This window comes from Streptomyces sp. NPDC045022 (genome assembly GCF_056432605.1).
In genome coordinates, this window is the sequence record NZ_JBWKIR010000004.1 from 276,213 (window position 1) to 299,255 (window position 23,043).

Consider the following 23,043-nt stretch of genomic DNA (forward strand, 5'->3'; position numbering starts at 1 on the left):
TGTTTCACGTGAAACATCACCCGCACCCGGCTCAGCTCAGTTCTGCCCGGCCCACCATTCCTTGAGAGCCGCGACAGCGGCATCGTTCTCCATAGGGCCGTACTCCAGACGCAGCTCGAGCATGTGCTTGTACGCCTTGCCGATGACCGGGCCCGGGCCGACGCCCAGGATCTCCATGATCTGGTTGCCGTCGAGGTCCGGGCGGATCGAGTCCAGCTCCTCCTGCTCCTGAAGCTGGGCGATGCGCTCCTCCAAGCCGTCGTACGCCCGGGACAGTGCGGCCGCCTTCCGCTTGTTGCGCGTGGTGCAGTCGGAGCGGGTCAGCTTGTGCAGGCGGTCCAGCAGCGGGCCGGCGTCACGGACGTAGCGCCGGACCGCCGAGTCCGTCCACTCCCCGGTGCCGTAGCCGTGGAAGCGCAGGTGAAGTTCGACGAGCTGTGCCACGTCCTTCACCAGCTCGTTGGAGTACTTCAAAGCGGTCATGCGCTTCTTGGTCATCTTGGCGCCGACCACCTCGTGGTGGTGGAACGAGACCCGGCCGTCCTTCTCGAAGCGGCGCGTGCGCGGTTTGCCGATGTCGTGCAGCAGGGCGGCCAGCCGAAGCGTGAGATCCGGCCCATTCTCCTCCAGCGCGATGGCCTGCTCCAGGACGATCAGCGTGTGCTCGTAGACATCCTTGTGCCGGTGGTGCTCATCACTCTCCAGACGCAGCGCCGGCAGCTCGGGCAGCACGTGATCGGCGAGCCCGGTTCCGACGAGCAAGGTCAGCCCCTTGCGCGGGTACGCGGAGACGATCAGCTTGTTCAGCTCGTCCCGGACCCGCTCAGCAGAGACGATCTCGATGCGCCCGGCCATCTCCGTCATGGCGGTGACGACCTCGGGCGCGACCTCGAAGTCCAACTGAGCGGCGAACCGGGCGGCCCGCATCATCCGCAGGGGGTCGTCCGAGAACGACTCCTCGGGAGTGCCCGGCGTGCGCAGCACACGCGCCGCGAGATCCTCCAGGCCACCGTGGGGGTCGATGAACTCCTTCTCCGGCAGCGCCACGGCCATCGCGTTGACCGTGAAGTCGCGCCGGACCAGGTCCTCCTCGATGGTGTCGCCGTACGACACCTCGGGCTTGCGGGAGGTGCGGTCGTAGGCCTCCGACCGGTAGGTGGTGATCTCGATCTGGTAGCCCCCCTGGTGCGCGCCGACGGTGCCGAAGGCGATCCCCACCTCCCAGACGGCGTCCGCCCATGGTCGGACGATTTTCAGTACGTCCTCGGGACGGGCGTCGGTGGTGAAGTCCAGGTCGTTGCCGAGCCGGCCGAGCAGCGCGTCGCGGACCGATCCGCCGACCAGGGCGAGGGAGAACCCGGCCTGCTTGAATCGGCGGGCGAGATCGTCGGCGACCGGGGCCACCCGCAGCAGCTCGGCGACCGCGCGCTGCTGCGCCTGGCTCAGGGCAGAGGGAGTGTCTTCGTTGGGGTTCGGCACAACAGAAAAGGGTACGTGCCCCGCGCGGCCGCAGGCGCCCGCATTAAGGGCCGCGGACAGCTCCCGGCATACCCGCGCAAGCACTGCTCTTGCGGCGTACAGCCGCTCTCCCCTCGATACTGGATATAGAGGACGGGTCACCGTTGTCTCTCGATCTTGTGGAGGAGACCGCGGCACTTCCCCTCAGCGCGCATCGTTACCATGCGTGGACGCACATTCCGACGACCACTGACGACGACGAGGGACGGGCGAGCGCGTGGCCGAGGCGGCTGACTTCCAGGGGACCAGTGCCTCACCTGCCCGCCGGTGGCTGCGGCGCACCGGCGCGCTGCTCGCCGGTATTCCCCTGCTGGCCGGTCTGCTCCAGCTGCCCGCCGCGGGCCCTGCTCAGGCCGTCGACTCGGACACGGTGTCCGTCTCCCTGGACTCGCTCAGCCCGAACGCGCCCAGCGATGGGGACACGCTGACCGTCTCCGGCACGGTGACCAACAACGGCAAGCAGACCGTCACCGGCGCCCACGTGGGCCTTCGGGTGGGCCCGCTGCTGAACACCCGCTCGGCCATCGACGCCGTTGCCAGGCACTCCGACGATCTGCATGGCGGAATCGGCTCCGAGCTCGGCGGCAAGTACGTGGAGGAGTTCGCCAAACTGCCCTCGGGCGTCGCCGAGCACTTCAGCATCTCGGTCCCCGTGGACAAGCTCGGCCTCGGTGACGACGGCGTCTACGAGTTCGGTGTCTCCTTGTCCGGCCAGACCTCCACCCAGGCCTGGGACCAGGTGCTCGGCATCCAGCGGACGTTCCTTCCGTGGCAGCCCTCCGAGGCCGACACCAAGACCAGGACGACATTCCTGTGGCCGCTCCTGTCCACGGTCCACATGACGGCCAGGACGGGTGCCGGCGAGCTGCAGACACCGGTGTTCCTCAACGACGACCTGGCCAAGGAGCTGGCGCCGGGTGGCCGGCTGGCGCAGATGGTGGACCTGGGCAAGGACCTCGACATCACCTGGGTGATCGATCCCGATCTGCTGGCCTCGGTGGACGCGATGGCAGCGGGCAACTACCGGCTCCAGAGTGACGGAGACACCAGCACGCCCGGCTCGCGGGAACATCAGGCGATCGCCAACCAGTGGCTGGCGAAGCTGCAGAAGGCTGTGACGGGCAAGGAGGTCGTCGCGCTGCCCTTCGCCGACCCGGACCTGGCCTCCCTCGCGCACAACGGCACCAGTGTCACCGGCTCGCTCAGCCACCTCAAGGACGCCACCGACGTCGCCGCCACCACCGTCAAGACCGTGCTCCACGTCACACCGAGCACCGACTTCGCCTGGCCCGTGGACGGAGCGGTGGACCCGTCGATCATGAAGGTCGCGACCTCCGCCGGAGCCGACCGGGTGATCGCCCGCAGCGACAGCCTGCAGGAGACCGCCGGGTTGTCGTACACACCCTCCGCCGCGCGCCCGGTGGGCGGAGGCACCACCGCGGTGGTTTCCGACGCCCGGCTGTCCACCGCCTTCGAGGGCGATCTGACGAAGGCGGGCTCGTCGACGCTCGCCGTGCAGCAGTTCCTGGCCCAGAGCCTCGAGGTGAACGCTCAGACCGACCAGCAGCGCAGCATCGTCGTCGCCCCCCAGCGCACGCCCTCGGCGAGCCAGGCGCAGGCGATGGCGGCGGCCCTGAAGGTGCTCCAGACCGGCACCTGGACCCAGTCCCAGGACCTCACCGCGACGGCCAAGGCCAAGCCCGATGCCAACGCCACCACGCGTGTCCCGTCGACGTCCGCCTACCCCTCCTCACTGCGCCGGCAGGAGCTGCCGAGGTCGGCCTTCGAGCAGATCGCGCGGACCCAGGACAAGCTCGACAACTTCCAGGTGATCCTCTCCGACCAGTCCCGCGTGGTCACTCCGTTCGGACGGGCCATAAACCGTGAGATGTCCACGTCGTGGCGCGGCCGCAGCGGGGAGGCGGACAGCTACCGGGGCGGCGTGGAGGCCTGGCTCGACGACCTGGCCGACCAGGTGAAGCTGATCGACAAGTCGGAGACCAAGCTCTCCGGCCGCAGCGCAACCATCCCGGTGACCGTCCAGAACAACCTGGTCCAGCCCGTCGGCCATCTGGTCCTGCGCCTCACCTCGACCATGCCGACCCGTCTGAAGATCGGCGGCAAGGAATACGCCGAGCAGCGCGTGGAGGTATCCGGCGGGCACAGCCAGTCCGTGAAATTCGCCACCTCGGCCAACGCCAACGGCCGGGTCACGGTCCTCGCCCAGCTGTACACCGAGGACGGCCAGGAGTACGGCTCACCCGTCAGCTTCGACGTGAAGGTCACCGAGGTCACGCCTACCGTGATGCTGGTCATCGGTGGCGGTGTACTCCTCCTCGTACTCGCCGGTTTCCGCATGTACACCCAGCGCAAGCGCGCGGCCGCCCGCCGGGCCGAGGAGGACGGCCCCGGCACGCAGGGAGAGGGCACCGACGAGCCCGGGAACCCCGGGGCGCCCGGGGACCGTCTCCCGGAGGAGTCCGACTCCGTCTCCGGGGCAGGTGACCCGGAGCAGCCGAGTGACCCTGCGCCGGACACCGCACCGGAAAGCGCCGACCCGTCCGGGACGGGTGAGAGAGTGGACCGTTGAGCGATGTCGTGGCCGGTGTGGCCCGGGACGATGAGGTGGGGTAAGCATGAACGCGCCGTACGACGGTGAACGCGGCCAGGGCGCGGCCGGCTCGGGCTACCCCGAGACGCCGCCCGAGCCCGGCCAGGTGCCGCCGCAGAACGCGGCGGACATGTATCTCCAGGACGCCTACGAGCAGGATCCCTACCGGGCGCATGACCTGACCGCCCAGGATCCGGTCGCCGAGGCGCTCTACGACCGCGCCGCGCACCCGCCCCCACCCCCGGGCACCTATGGCCAGCAGCAGCCGCTGTACGCCCCGCCCGCCCAGTCGCCCTATGCCCCGGACCCACAGGTGTGGGCACAGACCCCGGCGCCGGAGCCGGAGGTCACGACCCAGTACCTGCCCTACGGCGACGACCCGCGCACGACCCAGTTCGTGGGCGTCGACGACCTGGTGTCGCACTCCGGCGAGGAGTACCACGAGCCCGACGCCTTCGCGCACCTCTTCAGGGACCAGCAGCAGAGCGGCGGGCACGCGCCCATGGATCCCCCGGGCGTCCCGGGACCGGCCGCCGCGCCGGGTTACGGGCAGGCAGGCGAGGGGCAGTACCCGCCGTCGTACGGCCAGGGCGCGCAGCAAGGGCACCCGTACGCCGAGGCCTCGTACCCGGCTGCCCCCCAGGCTGGCGTCAACCCGATGCAGTCCTCGGTGCCCGCCCCGGCCGCCGCACCGGATCCGGCCGGTCCGCCCGCCTCCGCCACACCCGCCGCACCCGCGGCACCTGTGGCTCCGGCGAAGAGAGGCGGCAAGGCTGCCGGGCTGCTCAAGTCCAGTGCCGTCATGGCGGCAGGCACGATGGTCTCCCGCCTCACCGGTTTCATCCGCTCCGCGCTGATCGCCGCGGCGCTGGGCCTCGGCTTCCTCGCCGACTCCTTCCAGGTGGCCTACCAGCTGCCGACGATGATCTACATCCTGACCGTCGGCGGCGGCCTGAACTCTGTCTTCGTGCCGCAGCTGGTGCGGTCCATGAAGGAGGACGAGGACGGCGGCGAGGCGTTCGCCAACCGTCTGCTGACCCTGGTCATGGTGGCGCTGGCCGCGCTCACCGGGCTTGCGATGTTCGCCGCGCCCCTGCTGGTGCGGATGCTGTCTCCCACCATTGCCGGCACCCCGGCGGCCAACGACGTCGCAGTCACCTTCACCCGTTACTTCCTGCCCTCGATCTTCTTCATGGGCATTCATGTGGTGATGGGTCAGATCCTCAACGCGCGCGGGAAGTTCGGCGCGATGATGTGGACTCCGGTCCTGAACAACATCGTCATCATCATCTCGCTCGGCATGTTCATCTGGGTCTACGGCACCGCCGGCAATTCCCACATGGGCGTCACCACCATCCCGCCGGAGGGCCAGCGGCTGCTCGGCGTCGGAGTGCTGCTCGGCCTGGTCGTCCAGGCACTGGCGATGATCCCCTACCTGCGCGAGACCGGCTTCCGGATCCGGTTGCGGTTCGACTGGAAGGGCCACGGCCTGGGCAAGGCGGCGATGCTCGCCAAGTGGACGGTCCTGTTCGTCCTCGCCAACCAGGCGGGCGCCATGGTCGTGACCCAGCTGTCCACCGCCGCCGGAAACGACTCCGGCGTCAAGGGCACAGGCTTCGCGGCCTACGCGAACGCCCAGCTGATCTGGGGCCTTCCGCAGGCCATCATCACCGTGTCCCTCATGGCCGCCCTGCTGCCGCGCATCTCGCGCTCGGCCGCCGAGGACGACGCCGGTGCCATCCGCGACGACATCTCCCAGGGCCTGCGCACCACCGCGGTCGCCATCGTGCCCATCGCCTTCGGCTTCCTGTCCCTCGGCATCCCGATGTGCACGCTGATCTTCGGCTCCGCGGGCACCGGCGCGGCGACCAACATGGGCTTCATGCTGATGGCCTTCGCCCTCGGCCTGATCCCGTACTCGGTGCAGTACGTCGTCCTGCGCGCTTTCTACGCCTACGAGGACACCCGCACCCCCTTCTACAACACCGTCATCGTGGCCGCGGTCAATGCGGCCGCCTCCGCGCTCTGCTACTTCCTGCTCCCGCCCCGCTGGGCGGTCGCCGGTATGGCCGCCGGGTACGGCCTCGCCTACGCCATCGGTGTCGGTGTCGCCTGGCGACGGCTGCGCAAGCGACTCGGCGGCGACCTGGACGGGACGCGGGTGCTGCGCACCTATGCGCGGCTGGGCATCGCCTCGGTGCCGGCGGCCCTGCTCAGCGGCGCGGCCTGCTACGGCATCGGGCACACCCTCGGCCAGGGCATCGTCGGCTCCTTCGCCGCGCTGATCGCTGGTGGTGCCGTCCTCGTCGGCGTCTTCTTCGTCGCCGCCCGCCGTATGCGGATCGACGAACTCAACTCGCTCGTGGGAATGGTCCGCGGGCGTCTGGGGCGCTGAGGCGGGGGTAGGCGCACAACCATCGTCCGCTGCCGTGTGTCGTGCATAGCGGCGGACTGTGGGCACAATTGGTTTCGGCGTCGGACAGCGTGCAACGGATGGGGAGGCAGGGACGACGGTGGCGGAACGGAGCACGGCTGCCGTCGACGTGGCAGACAACAGCGGTGAACAACCGCTGACCGCCAAGGCGGACCAGTCCACGGCCGACGGGGTGGCCAAGAACCCGGAGCGGGACACGGACAGCGAAGAGGCGCAGGGGAGCGGCGGAATCGAAGGTCCCGGGCAGAAGGCCGCCCCGCCCGAGCTGCACAGCGGTCACAAGCTCGCCAGACGCTACCGGCTGGAGGAGTGCGTCACCCGTCTGGACGGATTCAGCAGTTGGCGTGCGGTCGACGAGAAACTCCGTCGTGCCGTCGGCGTCCACATCCTGCCCGCGGGCCACGCGCGGGCCCGTTCCGTCCTGGCTGCAGCCCGTTCCTCCGCGCTGCTCGGCGATCCCCGCTTCGTCCAGGTCCTCGACGCCGTCGAGGAGAACGACCTCGTCTATGTCGTGCACGAATGGCTGCCCGACGCCACCGAGCTGACCGCGCTCCTCGCGGCCGGCCCGCTGGAGCCGCACGACGCCTACCAGATGGTCACCCAGATCGCCTCCGCCATGGCCGCCGCGCATCGGGAAGGCCTCGCCCATCTGCGGTTGAACCCGAACGCAGTCCTGCGCACGTCCACGGGCCAGTGGCGCATCCGCGGCCTCGCCGTGAACGCCGCGCTCCGTGGCGTCAACTCCGAGACCCCCCAGCGCACCGACACCGAGGCGATCGGCGCCTTGCTGTACGCGACGCTGACCCAGCGCTGGCCGTACGAGAACGACGCGTACGGCCTGTCCGGGCTGCCCAAGGACATCGGGCTCATCGCACCGGACCAGGTACGGGCGGGCGTCCACCGCGGCCTGTCCGAACTGGCCATGCGTGCACTGGTCAACGACGGCGCCACCGCGTCGCGTCACGAAGCTGCGTGCACCACGCCGGAAGAGCTGGTGAAGGCGATCGGCGAGATGCCGCGCATCCGCCCCCCGGAGCCGGTGTTCACGGCTCCGCCCGAGTACCAGCGCACGACCTACCAGCAGGCCACGTACGGCCGTCCGGCGCCGCACCCCGGCGCCACCCAGCCGATCACGCCTCCGCCGCCTCCGCTCCAGAGCCGCACCGGCAAGGCCCTGAAGTGGGGGGTGTCGGCACTCCTCATCGCCGCTCTCGGCCTAGGGAGCTGGCAGTTGGCGGACGCGTTGATGGATCGGAGCACGTCCGACGACACCAACAACAGCCAGCCGACGGACGACGGCGACAAGAACACGGCGAAGCCGAAGACGACGCAGATAAAGATCCAGGACAGCAGGGAGTTCGTCGCTGAGGGAGACGCCCAGCACCCCAACGACGTGACCAATACGTACGACGGGAACACGTCCACGTACTGGCGGACGAAGAGCTTCAGAGAAGGTCCGTCGATCGCGCCTCTCAAGCCGGGTGTCGGCATCGTCTACGACCTGGGCTCGGCGAAGCAGATCAGTACGGCCACCATCGGACTGCGCTATCCCGGCGACCACACGACGGTCGAGCTGTACGCGGCCGACTCGCTGACGCCGGCGTCGCTGGACTCGATGAATCGGATCGGCAGCGTCACAACGACGGGGACCACCGCTACCGTGAAGCCCACCAAGTCGGTCAAGACGCAGTACGTCCTTGTCTGGCTGACTGCCGTACCGACGTCGGGGTACGACTCCACCCTGTACGCCGGCGCCGGCTACAAGCAGGCCATCAGCGAAGTGAAGTTCGCGGGCTGACGTCTCACCCGGACCGGAGGGGGCAGATGGCGGAGGGCGCCGGATACGACGGAGTGAGCGACCGGGATCTGCTCGTCCGCCATGTGGAAGGCGACCCCGATGCCTTCGGTGAGATCGTGCGGCGGCATCGGGATCGGCTCTGGGCGGTCGCGCTGCGGACGCTGGGGGACCGAGAGGAGGCCGCTGACGCGGTTCAGGACGCCCTGGTGTCGGCCTATCGGGCTGCGCATACCTTCCGGGGTCAGTCCGCTGTCACGACATGGCTGCACCGGATCACCGTGAACGCCTGCCTGGACCGGGCTCGGAAGGCGGCTTCGCGGAAAACCGCGCCGGTCGACGACACCGAGCGGCTGGAACAACTGCTGGAGCCACACGAGTCGGCCTCGGCACCGGCCGAGCGGAACGACGTCCACCGCCAGCTTCTCGAAGCGCTCGGCACCCTCCCGCACGATCAGCGGGCCGCTCTGGTGCTCGTGGACATGCAGGGCTACCCCGTGGCAGAGGCCGCTCGAATCCTCGATGTGCCGACGGGGACGGTGAAGAGCCGCTGCGCCCGGGGCAGAGCCAGATTGCTGCCCCTGCTCACCCATCTGCGACCCGAGGGTGCCGGACGCCGAAAAGAATCCGGCCCGGGACGGAACCGGGCGACGGGGACATCCGTCCCACCGGCAACGGGGTCCCCGAGCGAAGGTCGCGAGGACGCGGGACCGAGTGATTCAGCCGTAGTGAAGGGCGGAGGTGGGAGAGCGTGACATCCACGACAGACACGGCCGGGCACCCGGACGTCGCGGAGATCTCCGACCTCACCGAAGGCCTCCTTCCTCCCGACCGCGGCACACGCATACGGCACCACTTGGACACGTGCGAGTTGTGCGCGGACGTGCATGCCTCGCTGGAAGAGATCCGGGGGTTGCTGGGATCCGTGCCGCAGGCGGAGCGCATGCCGGCCGACGTGGCCGGACGTATCGATGCCGCCCTCGCTGCCGAGGCACTGTTCAGCACCTCCGCGTCGGACATGGTGGATGCGCCCATCTCCGGCTCGGTCGAGCCGGCCCACGAGAACGACGAGAGTCATGTTTCACGTGAAACATCGGCCCCGTCCGATCGGCCGACCGGACATCCGCAAGCAACGACCGGTCCAGGGCGTAAGGGCCGCGCGCGTGGTCGGCGCCGCAGGCAGGTGGTCCTGGGTGCCGTGCTCACTGCGGCCGTCCTGGGGGCCGGGTCCCTGTTCCTGCAGTCGTATGGTGACCACTCCGCCGACACCACGGCTCACGGCCAGCAGACCTCTTCCGTCGGGGCCTTCTCCGGCGGAAGCGTCAAGAGCCAGGTGAAGGATCTCCTCGCCGCCAAGGAGGCCACTCGGCGGCCCCGAGGAGGCGTCGGGGCCGAGCACAACACGCCGGGCTCGACCGAGAGCGCGAACACCCTGATCCAGACCGATACCGCGGTGCCCGACTGCGTCCGGGAGGCGCTCCGTCGGAGCGACGCCGTACTGGGTGCCAAGACGGGCACGTATGACGGGAAGGCCGCCTATCTGGTGGTGGTGCCGGACGCCGAGGACAGCACGCGTGTCACGGCGTATGTCATCGACGCGGCCTGTGCCCGGCAGCAGCCCGTCTCCGCCGGCAAGGTTCTCCTGAAGCAGTCCTTCGCCCGGTCCTGAGTCTGCTGAAGCGTTCCGGCCGTCGGATCGGAGCATGCGTGTGCCCGGACACTTCGGGAATGCAGGCCCCGTAGGATCCGTTGGGTGGGTGAGAGCCCCGAAAGGTGCTCCCACCGGTCGACTGACACAGACCAGAGACGAGGAATCAAGCCGTGAGCGACGTCCGTAACGTGATCATCATCGGCTCCGGGCCCGCCGGCTACACGGCGGCGCTGTACACCGCGCGCGCGTCGTTGAAGCCCCTGGTGTTCGAGGGCGCCGTCACCGCTGGTGGCGCGCTGATGAACACCACCGAGGTGGAGAACTTCCCGGGCTTCCGCGACGGCATCATGGGTCCTGAGCTCATGGACAACATGCGCGCCCAGGCCGAGCGGTTCGGCGCAGAGCTGATTCCGGACGACATCGTCTCCGTCGACCTGACCGGTGAGATCAAGACCGTCACCGACACCGCGGGCACGGTCCACCAGGCGAAGGCCGTCATCGTCACCACCGGCTCCCAGCACCGCAAGCTGGGCCTGCCGAACGAGGACGCGCTCTCCGGCCGCGGTGTCTCCTGGTGTGCCACCTGCGACGGCTTCTTCTTCAAGGACCAGGACATCGCCGTGATCGGCGGTGGTGACACCGCGATGGAGGAGGCCACCTTCCTCTCGCGGTTCGCCAAGTCCGTGACGATCGTCCATCGCCGGGACACGCTGCGGGCCTCCAAGGCGATGCAGGAGCGCGCCTTCGGTGACCCGAAGATCAAGTTCGTATGGGACAGCGAGATCGCCGAGGTCCAGGGCGAGCAGAAGCTCTCCGGTCTGAAGCTGCGCAACGTCAAGACCGGCGAGCTGTCCGACCTGCCCGTGACCGGCCTGTTCATCGCGATCGGCCATGACCCGCGCACCGAGCTGTTCAAGGGTCAGCTGGACCTCGACGAGGAGGGCTACCTGAAGGTCGACTCTCCGTCCACTCGCACCAACCTGACCGGTGTCTTCGCCGCCGGTGACGTGGTCGACCACACCTACCGCCAGGCGATCACCGCGGCCGGCACCGGCTGCTCCGCGGCCCTGGACGCCGAGCGCTTCCTCGCCGCCCTCGCGGACGAGGACAAGGCGGAGCCCGAGAAGACCGCCGCCGTCTGACCTTCCCTTCCCCGCCCCACCGCACGATCAAGTTAAGGAGCCCGCCGTGGCCGGCACCCTGAAGAATGTGACCGACGATTCCTTCGAGCAGGACGTCCTCAAGAGCGACAAGCCCGTCCTGGTGGACTTCTGGGCCGCCTGGTGCGGTCCGTGCCGCCAGATCGCCCCGTCCCTGGAGGCGATCGCCGCCGAGCACGGTGACAAGATCGAGATCGTCAAGCTCAACATCGACGAGAACCCGGGTACGGCCGCCAAGTACGGCGTCATGTCCATCCCGACCCTGAACGTCTACCAGGGCGGCGAGGTCGCCAAGACCATCGTCGGCGCCAAGCCCAAGGCCGCGATCGTCCGCGACCTGGAAGAGTTCATCGCCGAGTAAGGCGGAGAACCAAGCGGTACCGCCGCCAGTCGGCGGCGCATGTTTCACGTGAAACACGAATGGGCCGACCCTCTGGGGTTGGCCCATTCGGCTTTGTGGCTCCCGGCTGTCGCCGACCGCTACAGCGGTCTCAGCGCCGGCTCCTTATGAACTGCTCCCAGGAGCCGGTCGAGTGCCATCTCCACGTCTTCCTTCCAGGAGAGTGTCGACCGCAGTTCCAACCGCAGCCGAGGATGCGTCGGGTGCTGCCGGACCGTTTTGAAGCCCACGGCCAGAAGATGGTCGGCGGGCAGCAGGCAGGCGGGTTCCTTCCAGCGAGAGTCTCCGAAGGCCTCGATGGCCTTGAAGCCCCGGCGCAGCAGATCCTTGGCGACCGTCTGCACGAGCACCCGGCCCAGTCCCTGCCCCTGATAGCCGGGCATGATGAACGCCGTCATCAGCTGTACGGCGTCCGGTGAGACCGGGCTCGTGGGAAAGGCTGTCGAGCGCGGTACATAGGCCGGCGGAGCGTAGAGCACGAAACCCACCGGCACATCATCGACATACGCCACGCGGCCGCACGACCCCCAGTCCAGCAGAACGGCGGAGATCCAGGCTTCCTTCTCCAGCGCGGATGTGCCGGCCTTCACCGCCGCTTCGCCGCTGACGGGGTCCAGCTCCCAGAAGACACACGAGCGACAGCGGTTGGGAAGATCCTGCAGGTTGTCCAGTGTGAGCGGCACGAGCCGACGCCCCATGAAGGCTGTTCCTCGCTTCCTTCTACTCAGAGATGCAGATGCTCTCCGCTGGATGCGCCATAGCTGTTCGCATCGTATCCACGATGCGATTCACTCGATACCGCCGCAAAGCAAAGAGCGGGCCCTATCCGGTACACACCGGACACGGCCCGCTCCTCTGCCCAACTCGGCGATACGACTGAGGATCAGTCGTCCGTCTCCTCGGTCTCGTCCTCCCGCATGGTCTTCTGGAGGGCCAGCCTCTCGCCGGGAGCGAGTGTGCTGAGGATCCGCTCAAGGTCGTCCGGGGAGGCAAACTCGACGGTGATCTTGCCCTTCTTCTGACCCAGCTCGACCTTCACCCGCGTCTCGAAGCGGTCCGAGAGCCGAGTGGCCAGCTCGCTCAGCGCCGGTGAGGGCACGGAACCGGCACGCGGGCCCTTGGAGCGCGAGGACCTCTGAGGCCGCGACCCCATCAGCGTCACGATCTCTTCCACGGACCGCACCGACAGCCCCTCGGCCACGATGCGGTGCGCCAGCCGGTCCTGCTCCTCCGAGTCCTCGACGGACAGCAGCGCCCGGGCATGGCCGGCCGAAAGCACTCCGGCTGCCACTCGCTTCTGTACGGTCGGCGAGAGCTTCAGCAGGCGCAGGGTGTTGGAGACCTGGGGGCGGGAGCGCCCGATCCGGTCGGCCAACTGATCATGCGTGCAGTTGAAGTCCTTCAGCAGCTGATCGTAGGCGGCGGCCTCTTCGATCGGGTTCAGCTGCGCGCGGTGCAGGTTCTCCAGCAGCGCGTCCAGGAGGAGCTTCTCGTCCTCCGTGGCCCGGACGATGGCCGGGATGGCCTCCAGGCCGGCCTCGCGGCAGGCCCTCCAACGGCGCTCGCCCATGATCAGCTCATAGCGGGCGGACCCCAGCTGCCGCACGACGACGGGCTGCAGGAGGCCGACCTCCTTGATGGAGGTCACCAACTCCTGAAGCGCGTCCTCGTCGAAGACCTCACGCGGCTGACGGGGGTTGGGCGTGATGGCGTCGAGGGGGATCTCGGCGAAGTGGGCAGCCATCGGAGACGCGGGCGTCTCCACGAACGGGCTCGCCGGACGCTCCTCGGTTTCCTGTGAAACAGGCGGCAGGGTGGCCACCTTTGCCGCGGCCACACCACGGTCGGTCGTCAGCACCGGCACGGCCGCGGGGGAGGTGGACGCTCCGCCACCCATCGCTGCCGGGGCCGGCGTCTTCTCGGTCGGGGCAGGGGGGATCAGTGCGCCGAGTCCACGGCCCAGCCCCCTCCGTCGGTCGCTCACTGCATCCCCTCCACCATGCTCGGGTCGTTCTGGGCGCCGACATGGGCCTGGCTCGCGTCATAGCTGATGCCAACGCCCTTCAGCGCGATTTCTCGGGCGGCCTCAAGGTAGGAGAGGGCACCGCTCGATCCAGGATCGTAAGTCAGCACCGTCTGCCCGTAGCTCGGCGCCTCGGAGATACGGACCGAGCGGGGGATGCTTGTCCTCAGCACCTCGTCACCGAAATGGGTGCGCACCTCGTCAGCGACCTGCGAAGCGAGACGCGTCCGGCCGTCGTACATCGTGAGCAGGATCGTCGACACATGGAGCGTGGGGTTGAGATGCCCCCGCACCAGGTCCACGTTCCGCAGCAGCTGTCCCAGGCCCTCGAGTGCGTAGTACTCGCACTGGATCGGGATGAGGACCTCCTGGCCCGCGACCAACGCGTTGACCGTCAGCAGGCCGAGTGAGGGCGGACAGTCGATGAGGATGTAGTCCAACGGCTGCTCGTACGCCTGGATCGCGCGCTGCAGCCGGCTTTCCCGGGCCACGAGAGACACCAGCTCGATCTCCGCACCGGCGAGATCGATGGTGGCGGGGGCACAGAAGAGACCCTCGACATCAGGGACCGGCTGGACGACCTCGGCCAGAGGCTTGCTCTCGACCAACACGTCGTAAATGGAAGGAACGTCGGCGTGATGGTCAATCCCAAGGGCCGTGGATGCGTTGCCCTGCGGGTCGAGGTCGATCACCAGGACGCGGCCCCCGTGCAGAGCCAGCGAAGCGGCAAGGTTGACGGTCGTCGTCGTCTTGCCCACGCCGCCCTTCTGGTTGGCGACCACGATGAATCGGGTCTGCTCGGGTCGCGGCAGGCCTTCGCCGGCGCGGCCGAGAGCCTCCACCGCCAGTTGGGCAGCACGACCGATGGGAGTGTCGTCCATCGGGGGCGGTGTTTCACGTGAAACATCCGCTCCCATCGACTCGGTACGGGGACCGGGGACCGGATCGGTCATCGGTCCCGCAATGTTGGCGTCGGACCGCAAGGATTCACTCTCCTCGACTTCAGGCTCGCAATGAACAGAGCCTCCCATGTCTTCGGGGTCGTGAACCAGTGAGGCCTGGTCTTCTGTGGAGAAATGCACCTCTGTGGACATCTCCGTACCCCTGGAGGGGGCAGAAGCTCCCTCCGAAGAGGTACCCCCTCCGAGTGATCCAAGAGGCTTCCGGTCCCGAGGTTCGGCCGCAGCGCGGCCGCGACTGATGATCCCATGCAGCAGTGAGCGACGTTTCACGTGAAACACGATGCACAGCGCCCGTGACCGAACCCCTGCGACACTCCGTCCTGCGTAGGTTGGGCAGCTTGTGTGGAGTACGTCTCGTCGTCAGGACGGATCAGTACGGATGATTAGTACGTCCGGCCCGTCTCACCGGGCGCACTCAACGGCGCCTGCGTACCCGGCCCGTCCGGGCCGCCTTCGCCCGCTTCGCCGCGAAGCGCACACCACCCGGGCTTTCCCCGACCTCGACCCGGACGACGGTGGACAGCGGGTCCACCACACCTTCACCCACATGCAGGATGGAAGTCGACACTGCACCGAGCTTGCTGAGCGCGGTGGCCGCGGCCTTCAGCTCCTCCTCGGCGGTGTCGCCCTTGAGCGCGAGCATCTCTCCGTACGGGCGCAGCAGCGGGATGCCCCACGCGGCCAGGCGGTCCAGTGGGGCCACGGCGCGGGCGGTCACCACATGCACGGGCGGCAGCTTGCCCAGGACCTCCTCGGCGCGGCCGCGCACGACGGTGACATGGTCCAGGCCCAACAGCTCCACGACCTCGGTGAGGAAGTTGGTGCGTCGCAGCAGTGGCTCGAGCAGAGTGATGTTCAGGTCCTCCCGGACCAGGGCCAGCGGAATGCCCGGAAGTCCGGCCCCAGAACCCACGTCGCAGACCGTCACTCCCTCGGGGACCGCCTCCGAGAGTACCGCGCAGTTGAGCAGGTGCCGCTCCCACAGGCGGGGCACCTCCCGCGGGCCGATCAGGCCACGCTGCACGCCCGCCTCGGCGAGCAGCTCCGCGTAGCGGACCGCATCGGCGAAGCGCTCACCAAACACTTCCCGCGCCTGTTCGGGCGCGGGGGGAAGCTCCGCTGCCTCCGTCACGGGGACCGTCCTTCCGTACAGCGCCGGTGCTTCACGCACCGGCCACCAGAACTATCAGGCTGACAAAGTTCGGCCCCGTCTGCTCAACAGACGGGGCCGGTGGAACGCGAGATGCCGATCAGGCGGGAAGCACGACGACGAAGCGCTGCGGCTCCTCGCCCTCGGACTCGCTGCGCAGCCCCGCGGCCTTGACCGCGTCGTGCACGACCTTGCGCTCGAACGGGGTCATCGGCTGGAGCTTCACCGGCTCGCCGGTGCTCTTCACCTCGGCGGCGGCCTTGTCGCCCAGCTCGGACAGCTCGGCCCGCTTCTTGGCCCGGTAACCCGCGACGTCCAGCATGAGCCGGCTGCGATCGCCGGTCTCCCGATGCACGGCCAGGCGCGTCAGCTCCTGCAGCGCCTCCAGCACCTCGCCGTCTCGGCCGACAAGCTTCTGCAGGTCACGGCTGCCGGTGTCGCTGATGATCGACACGGAGGCGCGATCGGCCTCGACGTCCATGTCGATGTCGCCGTCGAGGTCGGCGATGTCCAGCAGACCCTCCAGGTAGTCCGCCGCGATCTCACCCTCCTGCTCCAGGCGGGTGAGGGTGTCTGCACCCTCGGCAGCGGCGGAGGTGGTGCCTTCCGTCACGGGATGGGCTCCTTCTTACTTCTTGGACGGGGACTTGGGCCGCTGCGGGCCACCCTTGCGCTGGCCGGACTGGGCCTTGCTGCGGGTGCCGGACCTGGGCTTCTGGGGCTGTTCGGCAGCGGCGGGCTTGGCGTCCTCCGGCTCGTCGGACTTCTCCAGCGAAGGAGAGTCGCCCGCCTGCTTCGGCCCACCGGACTGGCGCTGGGACTTGGACTGACGCTTGGGCTGCTGGCGCCGGGCGGCGGCTGCGGTGACGGTCGTGGTGTCCGTGCCGTCCTCGGTCTGTGCCACGGCCTGGGCCGTGCTCTTCACCACGGTGCCGTCGGTCTGGGCGGCGAGGCCGGCCTTGTTCAGGGCGTTGATGAACTTGCGCTCGAACTCGTTACGGTCGCGGCCCTTGGTGACGATCGCCTTGACGATGATCTTCTCGCTCCGGCGACGGACCTTTCCGTGGTGCGTGACGTGCTTGGTCAGACGCTCCAGGTAGGCGGCCTGGGCCTTGGAACCCGGGGTCGGGTTGTTGTGGATGACGTACATCTGCTGACCCATGGTCCACACGTTGGTGGTCAGCCAGTAGACGAGGACACCGACCGGGAAGTTGATGCCGAAGAAGGCGAACATCACCGGGAAGACGTACATCAGCATCTTCTGCTGCTGCATGAACGGCGTCTTCACCGTCGTGTCGACGTTCTTCGTCATCAGCTGGCGCTGCGTGTAGAACTGCGACGCCGACATCATGACGATCATGATCACGGTCACGACGCGCACGTCGGTGACCGAGGCGCCCAGAGCGTGGATCGTGTCGGCGCTGTCCCGGAACTTCGCGGCGAGCGGGGCCCCGAAGATGTGCGCCTGACGGGCGCTCTCCAGCAGCTGGTCGTTGATGACGCCGATCTTCTTGCCCGACGCGATGCCGTTGAGCACGTGGTACAGGGCGAAGAAGAACGGGGACTGCGCCAGGATGGGAAGGCACGAGGAGAGCGGGTTGGTACCCGACTCCTTGTACAGCTTCATCATCTCTTCGGACTGGCGCTGCTTGTCGTTCTTGTAGCGCTCCTGGATCTTCTTCATCTCGGGCTGGAGCGTCTGCATGGCCCGGGTCGCCTTGATCTGCTTCACGAAGAGCGGGATCAGGCAGATGCGGATCAGGATCACCAGGGACACGATGGCCAGGCCCCAGGCCCACCCGGTGTCAGGGCCGAAGATGGCGCCGTAGACCGCGTGGAACTGGACGATGACCCATGAAACGGGTGTCGTGATGAAGCTGAAAAGGCTGGCAATCGTGTCCACTAATCATGCTCCTTGGGCATGGGACGAAGTCTCTGCGGCCGGGCTCGGAGGAAGCTCGGAAGAGAGCTTCTCTTCGGTGGCCGGGTCGGCGGCGGAGGGACCGCCCCTGCGTGCACGCCAAGCGTTGCGCAGCATTTCGTGCCACCGCGGGCGCTTGCGCGGCGGAACATGGTCCACACCGCCGAGCGACCACGGATTGCACCGGAGGATGCGCCAGGCGGTGAGTGCCGTTCCCTTGATCGCACCGTGCCGGTCGATGGCCGTGTAGCCGTAGTGGGAGCACGACGGGTAGTACTTGCACACCGGCCCGAGCAGTGGACTGATCGTCCACTGGTACAGCTTGATCAGAGCCAGTAGTGGGTACTTCATCGCGCGCCCCCTCCCAGCAGCCGCTGAAGGGCGGCATCCAGGTCTCGGGCCAGCTGTGCGTGGTCTACGTCGCCCGCTCCGGGCAGCGCTCGTACGACTACCAGGCTACCGGGGGGAAACAGGGCGACTCGGTCACGCATCAGATGGCGCAGTCTGCGCTTCACTTTGTTGCGCACGACCGCACCACCCACGGCCTTGCTCACGACGAAACCCGCACGCGTCGGGGGAGCGCTCTCCCCAGGCGCGTGCGGGTTCGTGGCACCGCTACGAAGGTGGACGACGAGGGTCGGACGGCCTGCCCGACGACCCCGTCGTACCGCGGTCGCGAAGTCTTCGCGCCGCCTCAGCCGATGCTCGGTAGGCAGCACGACGTCATGACCTGATCAGATCAGGCGGACAGGCTGGCGCGACCCTTGCTGCGGCGGTTCGCCAGAATCGCGCGGCCGGCACGGGTACGCATCCGCAGGCGGAAGCCGTGGGTCTTCGCGCGGCGACGGTTGTTCGGCTGGAAGGTGCGCTTGCTCACTCGGGGGCTCCAGAAAATCGGTAGTGGCGGGGTGCCGTCCTGGCTGTCACCGTGCGCCCACGAGTAGCTCGCGTCACGCCCGAGTGCACCGCTTCCCGATCACCTGAAGTGACCTGTGCCCATCGGAGGCAGGCGGCAGCAGCCATCGACAACTCGACCTGGTTACGGTACGCGGGACTGCGCCATTCGGTCAAACCGGGGGTCACTGAGGGACACTGAGGGACACTGTCCACAGGCTGGGGACAACAACTTGAACCGTAGCGGCCGCGCTGACTACCGTGGCTGAACTCCGATTCGTTTCCCTTGTCCCCGGCCGAGCGGGATCGCCCCCGCCGCCCCACCCGGATTCCATCCCGACCCGTCCCGCAACCACACGTTCGTGGGACCTGCGAGAGAGCGTGCCCTGTGGCTGACGTACCTGCCGATCTTGCCGCAGTGTGGCCACGAGTACTCGAGCAGCTCCTCGGTGAGGGCCGCGGGCAGGGTGTCGAGGTGAAGGACGAGCACTGGATCCGCCGGTGCCAGCCGCTGGCACTGGTGGCGGACACCGCGCTGCTCGCCGTACCGAACGAGTTTGCGAAAAACGTGCTCGAGGGCCGGCTCGCTCCGATCGTCAGCGAGACCCTGAGCCGCGAGTGCGGTCGCCCCATCCGCATCGCGATCACCGTGGACGACTCCGCGGGCGAACCGCCGGCTCCGGCGGCGCCCCCTGCGCAGCAGGCCCCCAAGCCGCGCTACGAGGAGCCGGAGCTGCCTTCCGCGCCGTACGAGGGCTATGGCCGTCACCGCGCCGCAGACCAACTGCCGGGCACCGAGCCCCAGCCGCGCAACGACCAGCTCCCCACCGCCCGTCCCGCGTACCCCTCCGAGTACCAGCGCCCCGAGCCCGGTGCCTGGCCGCGCCCCGCGCACGACGAGTACGGCTGGCAGCAGCCGCGGCTCGGCTTCCCGGAGCGCGACCCGTACACGTCGCCGTCGTCCCAGGACCCCTACGGCTCCGGGCGGGACAACTACGGCTCCTCGTCCCAGGACTACCGTCCGCAGGGCAGGGACCGCGCGCCGTACGAGCAGCAGCGCGGCGAGTACGACAATCCGCGCGCGGATTACGAGCCCTCCCGCCCGGACTACGACTCGGGGCGCTCGAAGTACGAGCCGGCTCGGGCCGAGTACGACCAGCGCGACCCCGTCCGCCGTGAGCGGCCCGAGCAGCCGGCGCACCGCGGCGGCCCCGGCCGCCCGGAGGTGCCCGCGACCGGCGCCCCCGGCCCGCCGACCGCGCAGTCCGCTCCGGCGAGCGGCCCCGGTGAGCCGACGGCCCGCCTGAATCCGAAGTACCTCTTCGACACGTTCGTCATCGGCGCCTCCAACCGGTTCGCGCACGCGGCCGCGGTGGCCGTAGCCGAGGCGCCCGCGAAGGCGTACAACCCCCTCTTCATCTACGGGGAGTCGGGCCTCGGTAAGACGCACCTGCTGCACGCCATCGGGCACTACGCGCGCAGCCTCTACCCCGGCACGCGCGTGCGGTACGTCAGCTCGGAGGAGTTCACCAACGAGTTCATCAACTCCATCCGCGACGGCAAGGGCGACAGCTTCCGCAAGCGCTACCGCGAGATGGACATCCTGCTGGTCGACGACATCCAGTTCCTCGCGGACAAGGAGTCGACGCAGGAGGAGTTCTTCCACACGTTCAACACCCTCCACAACGCCAACAAGCAGATCGTGCTCTCCTCCGACCGGCCGCCCAAGCAGCTGGTCACGCTGGAGGACCGGTTGCGGAACCGTTTCGAGTGGGGTCTGATCACCGACGTCCAGCCGCCCGAGCTGGAGACGCGCATCGCGATCCTGCGGAAGAAGGCGGTGCAGGAGCAGCTCAACGCCCCGCCGGAGGTACTGGAGTTCATCGCCTCCCGGATCTCGCGGAACATCCGTGAGCTGGAGGGCGCGCTGATCCGGGTGACGGCGTTCGCCTCGCTCAACCGGCAGCCCGTCGACCTCGGCCTGACCGAGATCGTCCTGAAGGACCTGATCCCCGGCGGTGAGGACAGTGCCCCCGAGATCACCGCGCCGGCGATCATGGCGGCTACCGCCGACTACTTCGGGCTCACGGTGGAGGACCTGTGCGGCACCTCGCGCGGGCGCGCGCTGGTCACCGCTCGGCAGATCGCCATGTACCTGTGCCGCGAGCTGACCGATCTGTCCCTGCCGAAGATCGGCGCACAGTTCGGCGGCCGGGACCACACGACGGTCATGCACGCCGACCGTAAGATCCGCGCGCTGATGGCCGAGCGACGCTCGATCTACAACCAGGTGACCGAGCTGACGAACCGCATCAAGAACGGCTGACGCCGACCGTACGACAGCGCTGAGGGCGCCCCCGGGATCGGAACCCGGGGGCGCCTTTCGGCGTCCGGGACTGCTTCCGGCGTCCCGGAGGCCTCCTCCGGCCTCCCACGGGCTCTTCCGGCGTTCCAGCGGCGTCCCGACGGCCTCGGCGATGCCGCCCGGACGCTCTCAGCGGTGCCGTCCGGCTCACGGCAGGAAGCCGCGGGACGGCGCCCACAGCTCTGTGGAAGGGATCGCGCGGGCTGTGGAGTGTTCCCCGTTCGCCACCGAGTGTTCGATTACGTGCCTGGTTACGGCCACTCTCCACAGATTCGGTGACTTTCTGCCGTCCACATCCTGGGGACTGTGGAGTTGTCCCGAACTGCGTCCACAGGGAGTCTGTCCCTAGGGCGTCCCCCCAGCTCAGCTGCCTGTGGAATCGTGGACGAACGATCTCCACAGACTGTGGACAAAGCGGGGATCCACAGGCTGTGTACAGAGTTGTCCACCGGCGGCCCACAGGTTGAGGTCGGTTGTCCCCAGCGATCTCCGGCTTCTCCACATGGCTGTCCACTGTTCGGCAACCCGGATCGCCCGCTCACCGCCGCGAGTGAAAGGCGTCACATGAAGGTGCCGGCTTGGGGTGTGGGAAACGTGGGTAAACCTGGGGACACAGCTGGGGAGAACTGCCCTCGGGCTGTGGGCGGTGTGTGCAGAACTTTCTGTTCTCCACAGATACCCCTGGTTGTCCACCGCCTCCGCCCACAGGGCCAGTGGACAAAATTCCGGCTCTGAGCTGGGAAAACGAGGTTATCCACGGTATCCACAGGCCCTACTACTACTCCCAACTAGAGAGAGCTGGGAAACCGTTTCGAAGCGGGGCCTGTGCACAACTCGCGCTCTCGAGCCCGGCTGCCCCTCGGTGCGACTTGACCCCGACAGGCACCTACTGTCAGTGCGGTGCGTCAGACTGGTCCCCGGTGTCCTTCCCGTCGCAGTGGGCGGTGACACCGAGTCGGAGGACTCAGTAGCAACAGCAGGAGGCGGCTTACGGTGAAGATCCGGGTGGAACGCGACGTACTCGCGGAGGCAGTGGCCTGGGCGGCACGCAGCCTCCCGGCCCGTCCGCCGGCGCCTGTCCTCGCCGGCCTGCTGCTGAAGGCCGAGGACGGCCAGCTGAGCCTGTCGAGCTTCGACTACGAGGTCTCCGCGCGGGTGAGCGTCGAGGCGGAGGTCGAGGAGGACGGCACCGTCCTCGTCTCCGGCCGCCTGCTCGCCGACATCTCCCGCGCCCTCCCCAACCGGCCGGTGGAGATTTCCACAGACGGTGTACGGGCGACCGTGGTCTGCGGCTCCTCGCGCTTCACCCTCCACACCCTGCCCGTGGAGGAGTACCCGGCGCTGCCGCAGATGCCGAACGCGACCGGCACCGTTCCCGGCGAGGTCTTCGCAGCCGCTGTCTCCCAGGTGGCCATCGCCGCCGGCCGGGACGACACGCTGCCCGTCCTCACCGGTGTGCGCATCGAGATCGAGGGCGACACGGTCACCCTGGCCTCCACGGACCGCTACCGCTTCGCGGTCCGCGAGTTCCTGTGGAAGCCGGAGAACCCGGACGCCTCCGCGGTCGCCCTGGTCCCGGCGAAGACGCTCCTGGACACCGCCAAGGCGCTGGGTGCCGGTGACAGCGTCACGCTGGCGCTGTCCGGCTCGGGCGCGGGCGAGGGCCTGATCGGCTTCGAGGGCGCGGGGCGTCGTACGACCACGCGGTTGCTCGAGGGTGACCTGCCGAAGTACCGCACGCTGTTCCCGACCGAGTTCAACTCCGTCGCCGTGATCGAGACCGCGCCCTTCGTGGAAGCCGTCAAGCGCGTGGCCCTGGTGGCCGAGCGGAACACTCCGGTGCGGCTGAGCTTCGAGCAGGGCGTGCTGATCCTGGAGGCCGGCTCCAGCGACGACGCACAGGCTGTGGAAAGGGTCGACGCCCAGCTGGAGGGCGACGACATCTCGATCGCCTTCAACCCGACGTTCCTGCTGGACGGCCTGAGCGCGATCGACTCCCCGGTGGCGCAGCTGTCGTTCACGACGTCCACCAAGCCCGCGCTGCTCAGCGGGAAGCCGGCGCTGGACGCCGAGGCGGACGACGCCTACAAGTACCTGATCATGCCGGTGCGGCTGAGCGGCTGACGTCGTCCACAGCTGTGCACAGTTCCGGGCGCGTG

The 23,043-nt window shown here is 68.4% G+C and carries 19 protein-coding genes; 9 read left to right on the plus strand and 10 right to left on the minus strand.

Features of this window, described 5'->3' with window-relative positions; all coding sequences use genetic code 11:
* Positions 1-36: 36 nt before the first annotated feature.
* On the minus strand, positions 37-1,479 hold the full coding sequence (locus AC07C1_RS10115; RefSeq protein ID WP_478938165.1) for a CCA tRNA nucleotidyltransferase: 1,443 nt from the start codon (positions 1,477-1,479) through the stop codon (positions 37-39).
* 256 nt (positions 1,480-1,735) lie between these two features.
* Between AC07C1_RS10115 and AC07C1_RS10120 the strand changes: the two genes are divergently transcribed.
* The 7 genes from AC07C1_RS10120 to trxA all read left to right on the plus strand — a co-directional run bounded on the left by AC07C1_RS10120 (position 1,736) and on the right by trxA (position 11,530).
* On the plus strand, positions 1,736-4,108 hold the full coding sequence (locus AC07C1_RS10120) for a DUF6049 family protein (RefSeq protein ID WP_478938166.1): 2,373 nt from the start codon (positions 1,736-1,738) through the stop codon (positions 4,106-4,108).
* Positions 4,109-4,154: 46 nt separating this feature from the next.
* Positions 4,155-6,524 carry a murein biosynthesis integral membrane protein MurJ gene (murJ, locus tag AC07C1_RS10125; protein ID WP_478938168.1) on the plus strand — a complete coding sequence of 790 codons (2,370 nt, stop codon included), beginning with the start codon at positions 4,155-4,157 and terminating at the stop codon, positions 6,522-6,524.
* A 118-nt stretch (positions 6,525-6,642) separates the two neighbouring features.
* On the plus strand, positions 6,643-8,361 hold the full coding sequence (locus AC07C1_RS10130) for a protein kinase family protein (RefSeq protein ID WP_478938170.1): 1,719 nt from the start codon (positions 6,643-6,645) through the stop codon (positions 8,359-8,361).
* Positions 8,362-8,387: 26 nt separating this feature from the next.
* Complete coding sequence (sigM, locus tag AC07C1_RS10135; protein WP_478938172.1) at positions 8,388-9,113, plus strand: RNA polymerase sigma factor SigM; 726 nt, start codon at positions 8,388-8,390, stop codon at positions 9,111-9,113.
* On the plus strand, positions 9,110-10,027 hold the full coding sequence (locus AC07C1_RS10140; RefSeq protein ID WP_478938174.1) for a hypothetical protein: 918 nt from the start codon (positions 9,110-9,112) through the stop codon (positions 10,025-10,027). The genes sigM and AC07C1_RS10140 overlap by 4 nt, the downstream gene beginning before the upstream one ends.
* Before the next feature lie 152 nt (positions 10,028-10,179).
* Positions 10,180-11,151, plus strand: coding sequence for a thioredoxin-disulfide reductase (trxB, locus tag AC07C1_RS10145; protein WP_478938176.1), 972 nt, complete (start codon positions 10,180-10,182; stop codon positions 11,149-11,151).
* Positions 11,152-11,197: 46 nt separating this feature from the next.
* Positions 11,198-11,530 carry a thioredoxin gene (gene trxA, locus AC07C1_RS10150; protein WP_467053305.1) on the plus strand — a complete coding sequence of 111 codons (333 nt, stop codon included), beginning with the start codon at positions 11,198-11,200 and terminating at the stop codon, positions 11,528-11,530.
* Between the two features lie 119 nt (positions 11,531-11,649).
* Here trxA and AC07C1_RS10155 read toward each other — a convergent pair whose 3' ends face one another.
* The 9 genes from AC07C1_RS10155 to rpmH form a co-directional block, all read right to left on the minus strand.
* Positions 11,650-12,267, minus strand: a complete 618-nt coding sequence (locus tag AC07C1_RS10155; protein ID WP_478938177.1) for an N-acetyltransferase family protein — start codon at positions 12,265-12,267, stop codon at positions 11,650-11,652.
* Positions 12,268-12,452: 185 nt separating this feature from the next.
* Positions 12,453-13,553 (minus strand): ParB/RepB/Spo0J family partition protein, encoded by a 1,101-nt coding sequence (locus tag AC07C1_RS10160; RefSeq protein ID WP_478938179.1) that lies wholly within the window; start codon positions 13,551-13,553, stop codon positions 12,453-12,455.
* The gene (locus AC07C1_RS10165; RefSeq protein WP_478938414.1) at positions 13,550-14,623 is read right to left on the minus strand and encodes a ParA family protein; all 1,074 of its coding nucleotides are present in this window, start codon (positions 14,621-14,623) and stop codon (positions 13,550-13,552) included. Before AC07C1_RS10165 ends, AC07C1_RS10160 begins: the two co-directional genes overlap by 4 nt.
* A gap of 346 nt (positions 14,624-14,969) precedes the next feature.
* Positions 14,970-15,686, minus strand: a complete 717-nt coding sequence (rsmG, locus tag AC07C1_RS10170; RefSeq protein ID WP_478938180.1) for a 16S rRNA (guanine(527)-N(7))-methyltransferase RsmG — start codon at positions 15,684-15,686, stop codon at positions 14,970-14,972.
* Between the two features lie 118 nt (positions 15,687-15,804).
* Positions 15,805-16,317: a Jag family protein gene (locus AC07C1_RS10175; RefSeq protein ID WP_478938181.1), complete on the minus strand. Its 513-nt coding sequence runs from the start codon at positions 16,315-16,317 to the stop codon at positions 15,805-15,807.
* Between the two features lie 15 nt (positions 16,318-16,332).
* On the minus strand, positions 16,333-17,607 hold the full coding sequence (gene yidC, locus AC07C1_RS10180) for a membrane protein insertase YidC (RefSeq protein ID WP_478938182.1): 1,275 nt from the start codon (positions 17,605-17,607) through the stop codon (positions 16,333-16,335).
* 3 nt (positions 17,608-17,610) lie between these two features.
* Positions 17,611-17,976 carry a membrane protein insertion efficiency factor YidD gene (yidD, locus tag AC07C1_RS10185; protein ID WP_356938340.1) on the minus strand — a complete coding sequence of 122 codons (366 nt, stop codon included), beginning with the start codon at positions 17,974-17,976 and terminating at the stop codon, positions 17,611-17,613.
* Positions 17,973-18,344, minus strand: a complete 372-nt coding sequence (gene rnpA / locus AC07C1_RS10190) for a ribonuclease P protein component (RefSeq protein ID WP_478938183.1) — start codon at positions 18,342-18,344, stop codon at positions 17,973-17,975. Before rnpA ends, yidD begins: the two co-directional genes overlap by 4 nt.
* Positions 18,345-18,364: 20 nt before the next feature.
* Positions 18,365-18,502 (minus strand): 50S ribosomal protein L34, encoded by a 138-nt coding sequence (gene rpmH / locus AC07C1_RS10195; RefSeq protein ID WP_005482975.1) that lies wholly within the window; start codon positions 18,500-18,502, stop codon positions 18,365-18,367.
* Between the two features lie 405 nt (positions 18,503-18,907).
* On the opposite strand from rpmH, the gene dnaA reads away from it, so the two are divergent.
* Together dnaA and dnaN are read left to right on the plus strand one after the other, a co-directional pair.
* Positions 18,908-20,845 carry a chromosomal replication initiator protein DnaA gene (gene dnaA, locus AC07C1_RS10200; RefSeq protein ID WP_478938184.1) on the plus strand — a complete coding sequence of 646 codons (1,938 nt, stop codon included), beginning with the start codon at positions 18,908-18,910 and terminating at the stop codon, positions 20,843-20,845.
* A gap of 1,032 nt (positions 20,846-21,877) precedes the next feature.
* Positions 21,878-23,008, plus strand: a complete 1,131-nt coding sequence (gene dnaN / locus AC07C1_RS10205; protein WP_478938185.1) for a DNA polymerase III subunit beta — start codon at positions 21,878-21,880, stop codon at positions 23,006-23,008.
* Positions 23,009-23,043: the final 35 nt, after the last annotated feature.

Coding starts and splice junctions, on each gene's coding strand:
- murJ (WP_478938168.1), top strand. CDS start 4,155: ATGAACGCGCCGTACGACGGTGAACGCGGCCAGGGCGCGGCCGGCTCG.
- sigM (WP_478938172.1), top strand. CDS start 8,388: ATGGCGGAGGGCGCCGGATACGACGGAGTGAGCGACCGGGATCTGCTC.
- AC07C1_RS10155 (WP_478938177.1), bottom strand. CDS start 12,267: ATGGGGCGTCGGCTCGTGCCGCTCACACTGGACAACCTGCAGGATCTT.
- AC07C1_RS10165 (WP_478938414.1), bottom strand. CDS start 14,623: ATGGGAGGCTCTGTTCATTGCGAGCCTGAAGTCGAGGAGAGTGAATCC.
- yidD (WP_356938340.1), bottom strand. CDS start 17,976: ATGAAGTACCCACTACTGGCTCTGATCAAGCTGTACCAGTGGACGATC.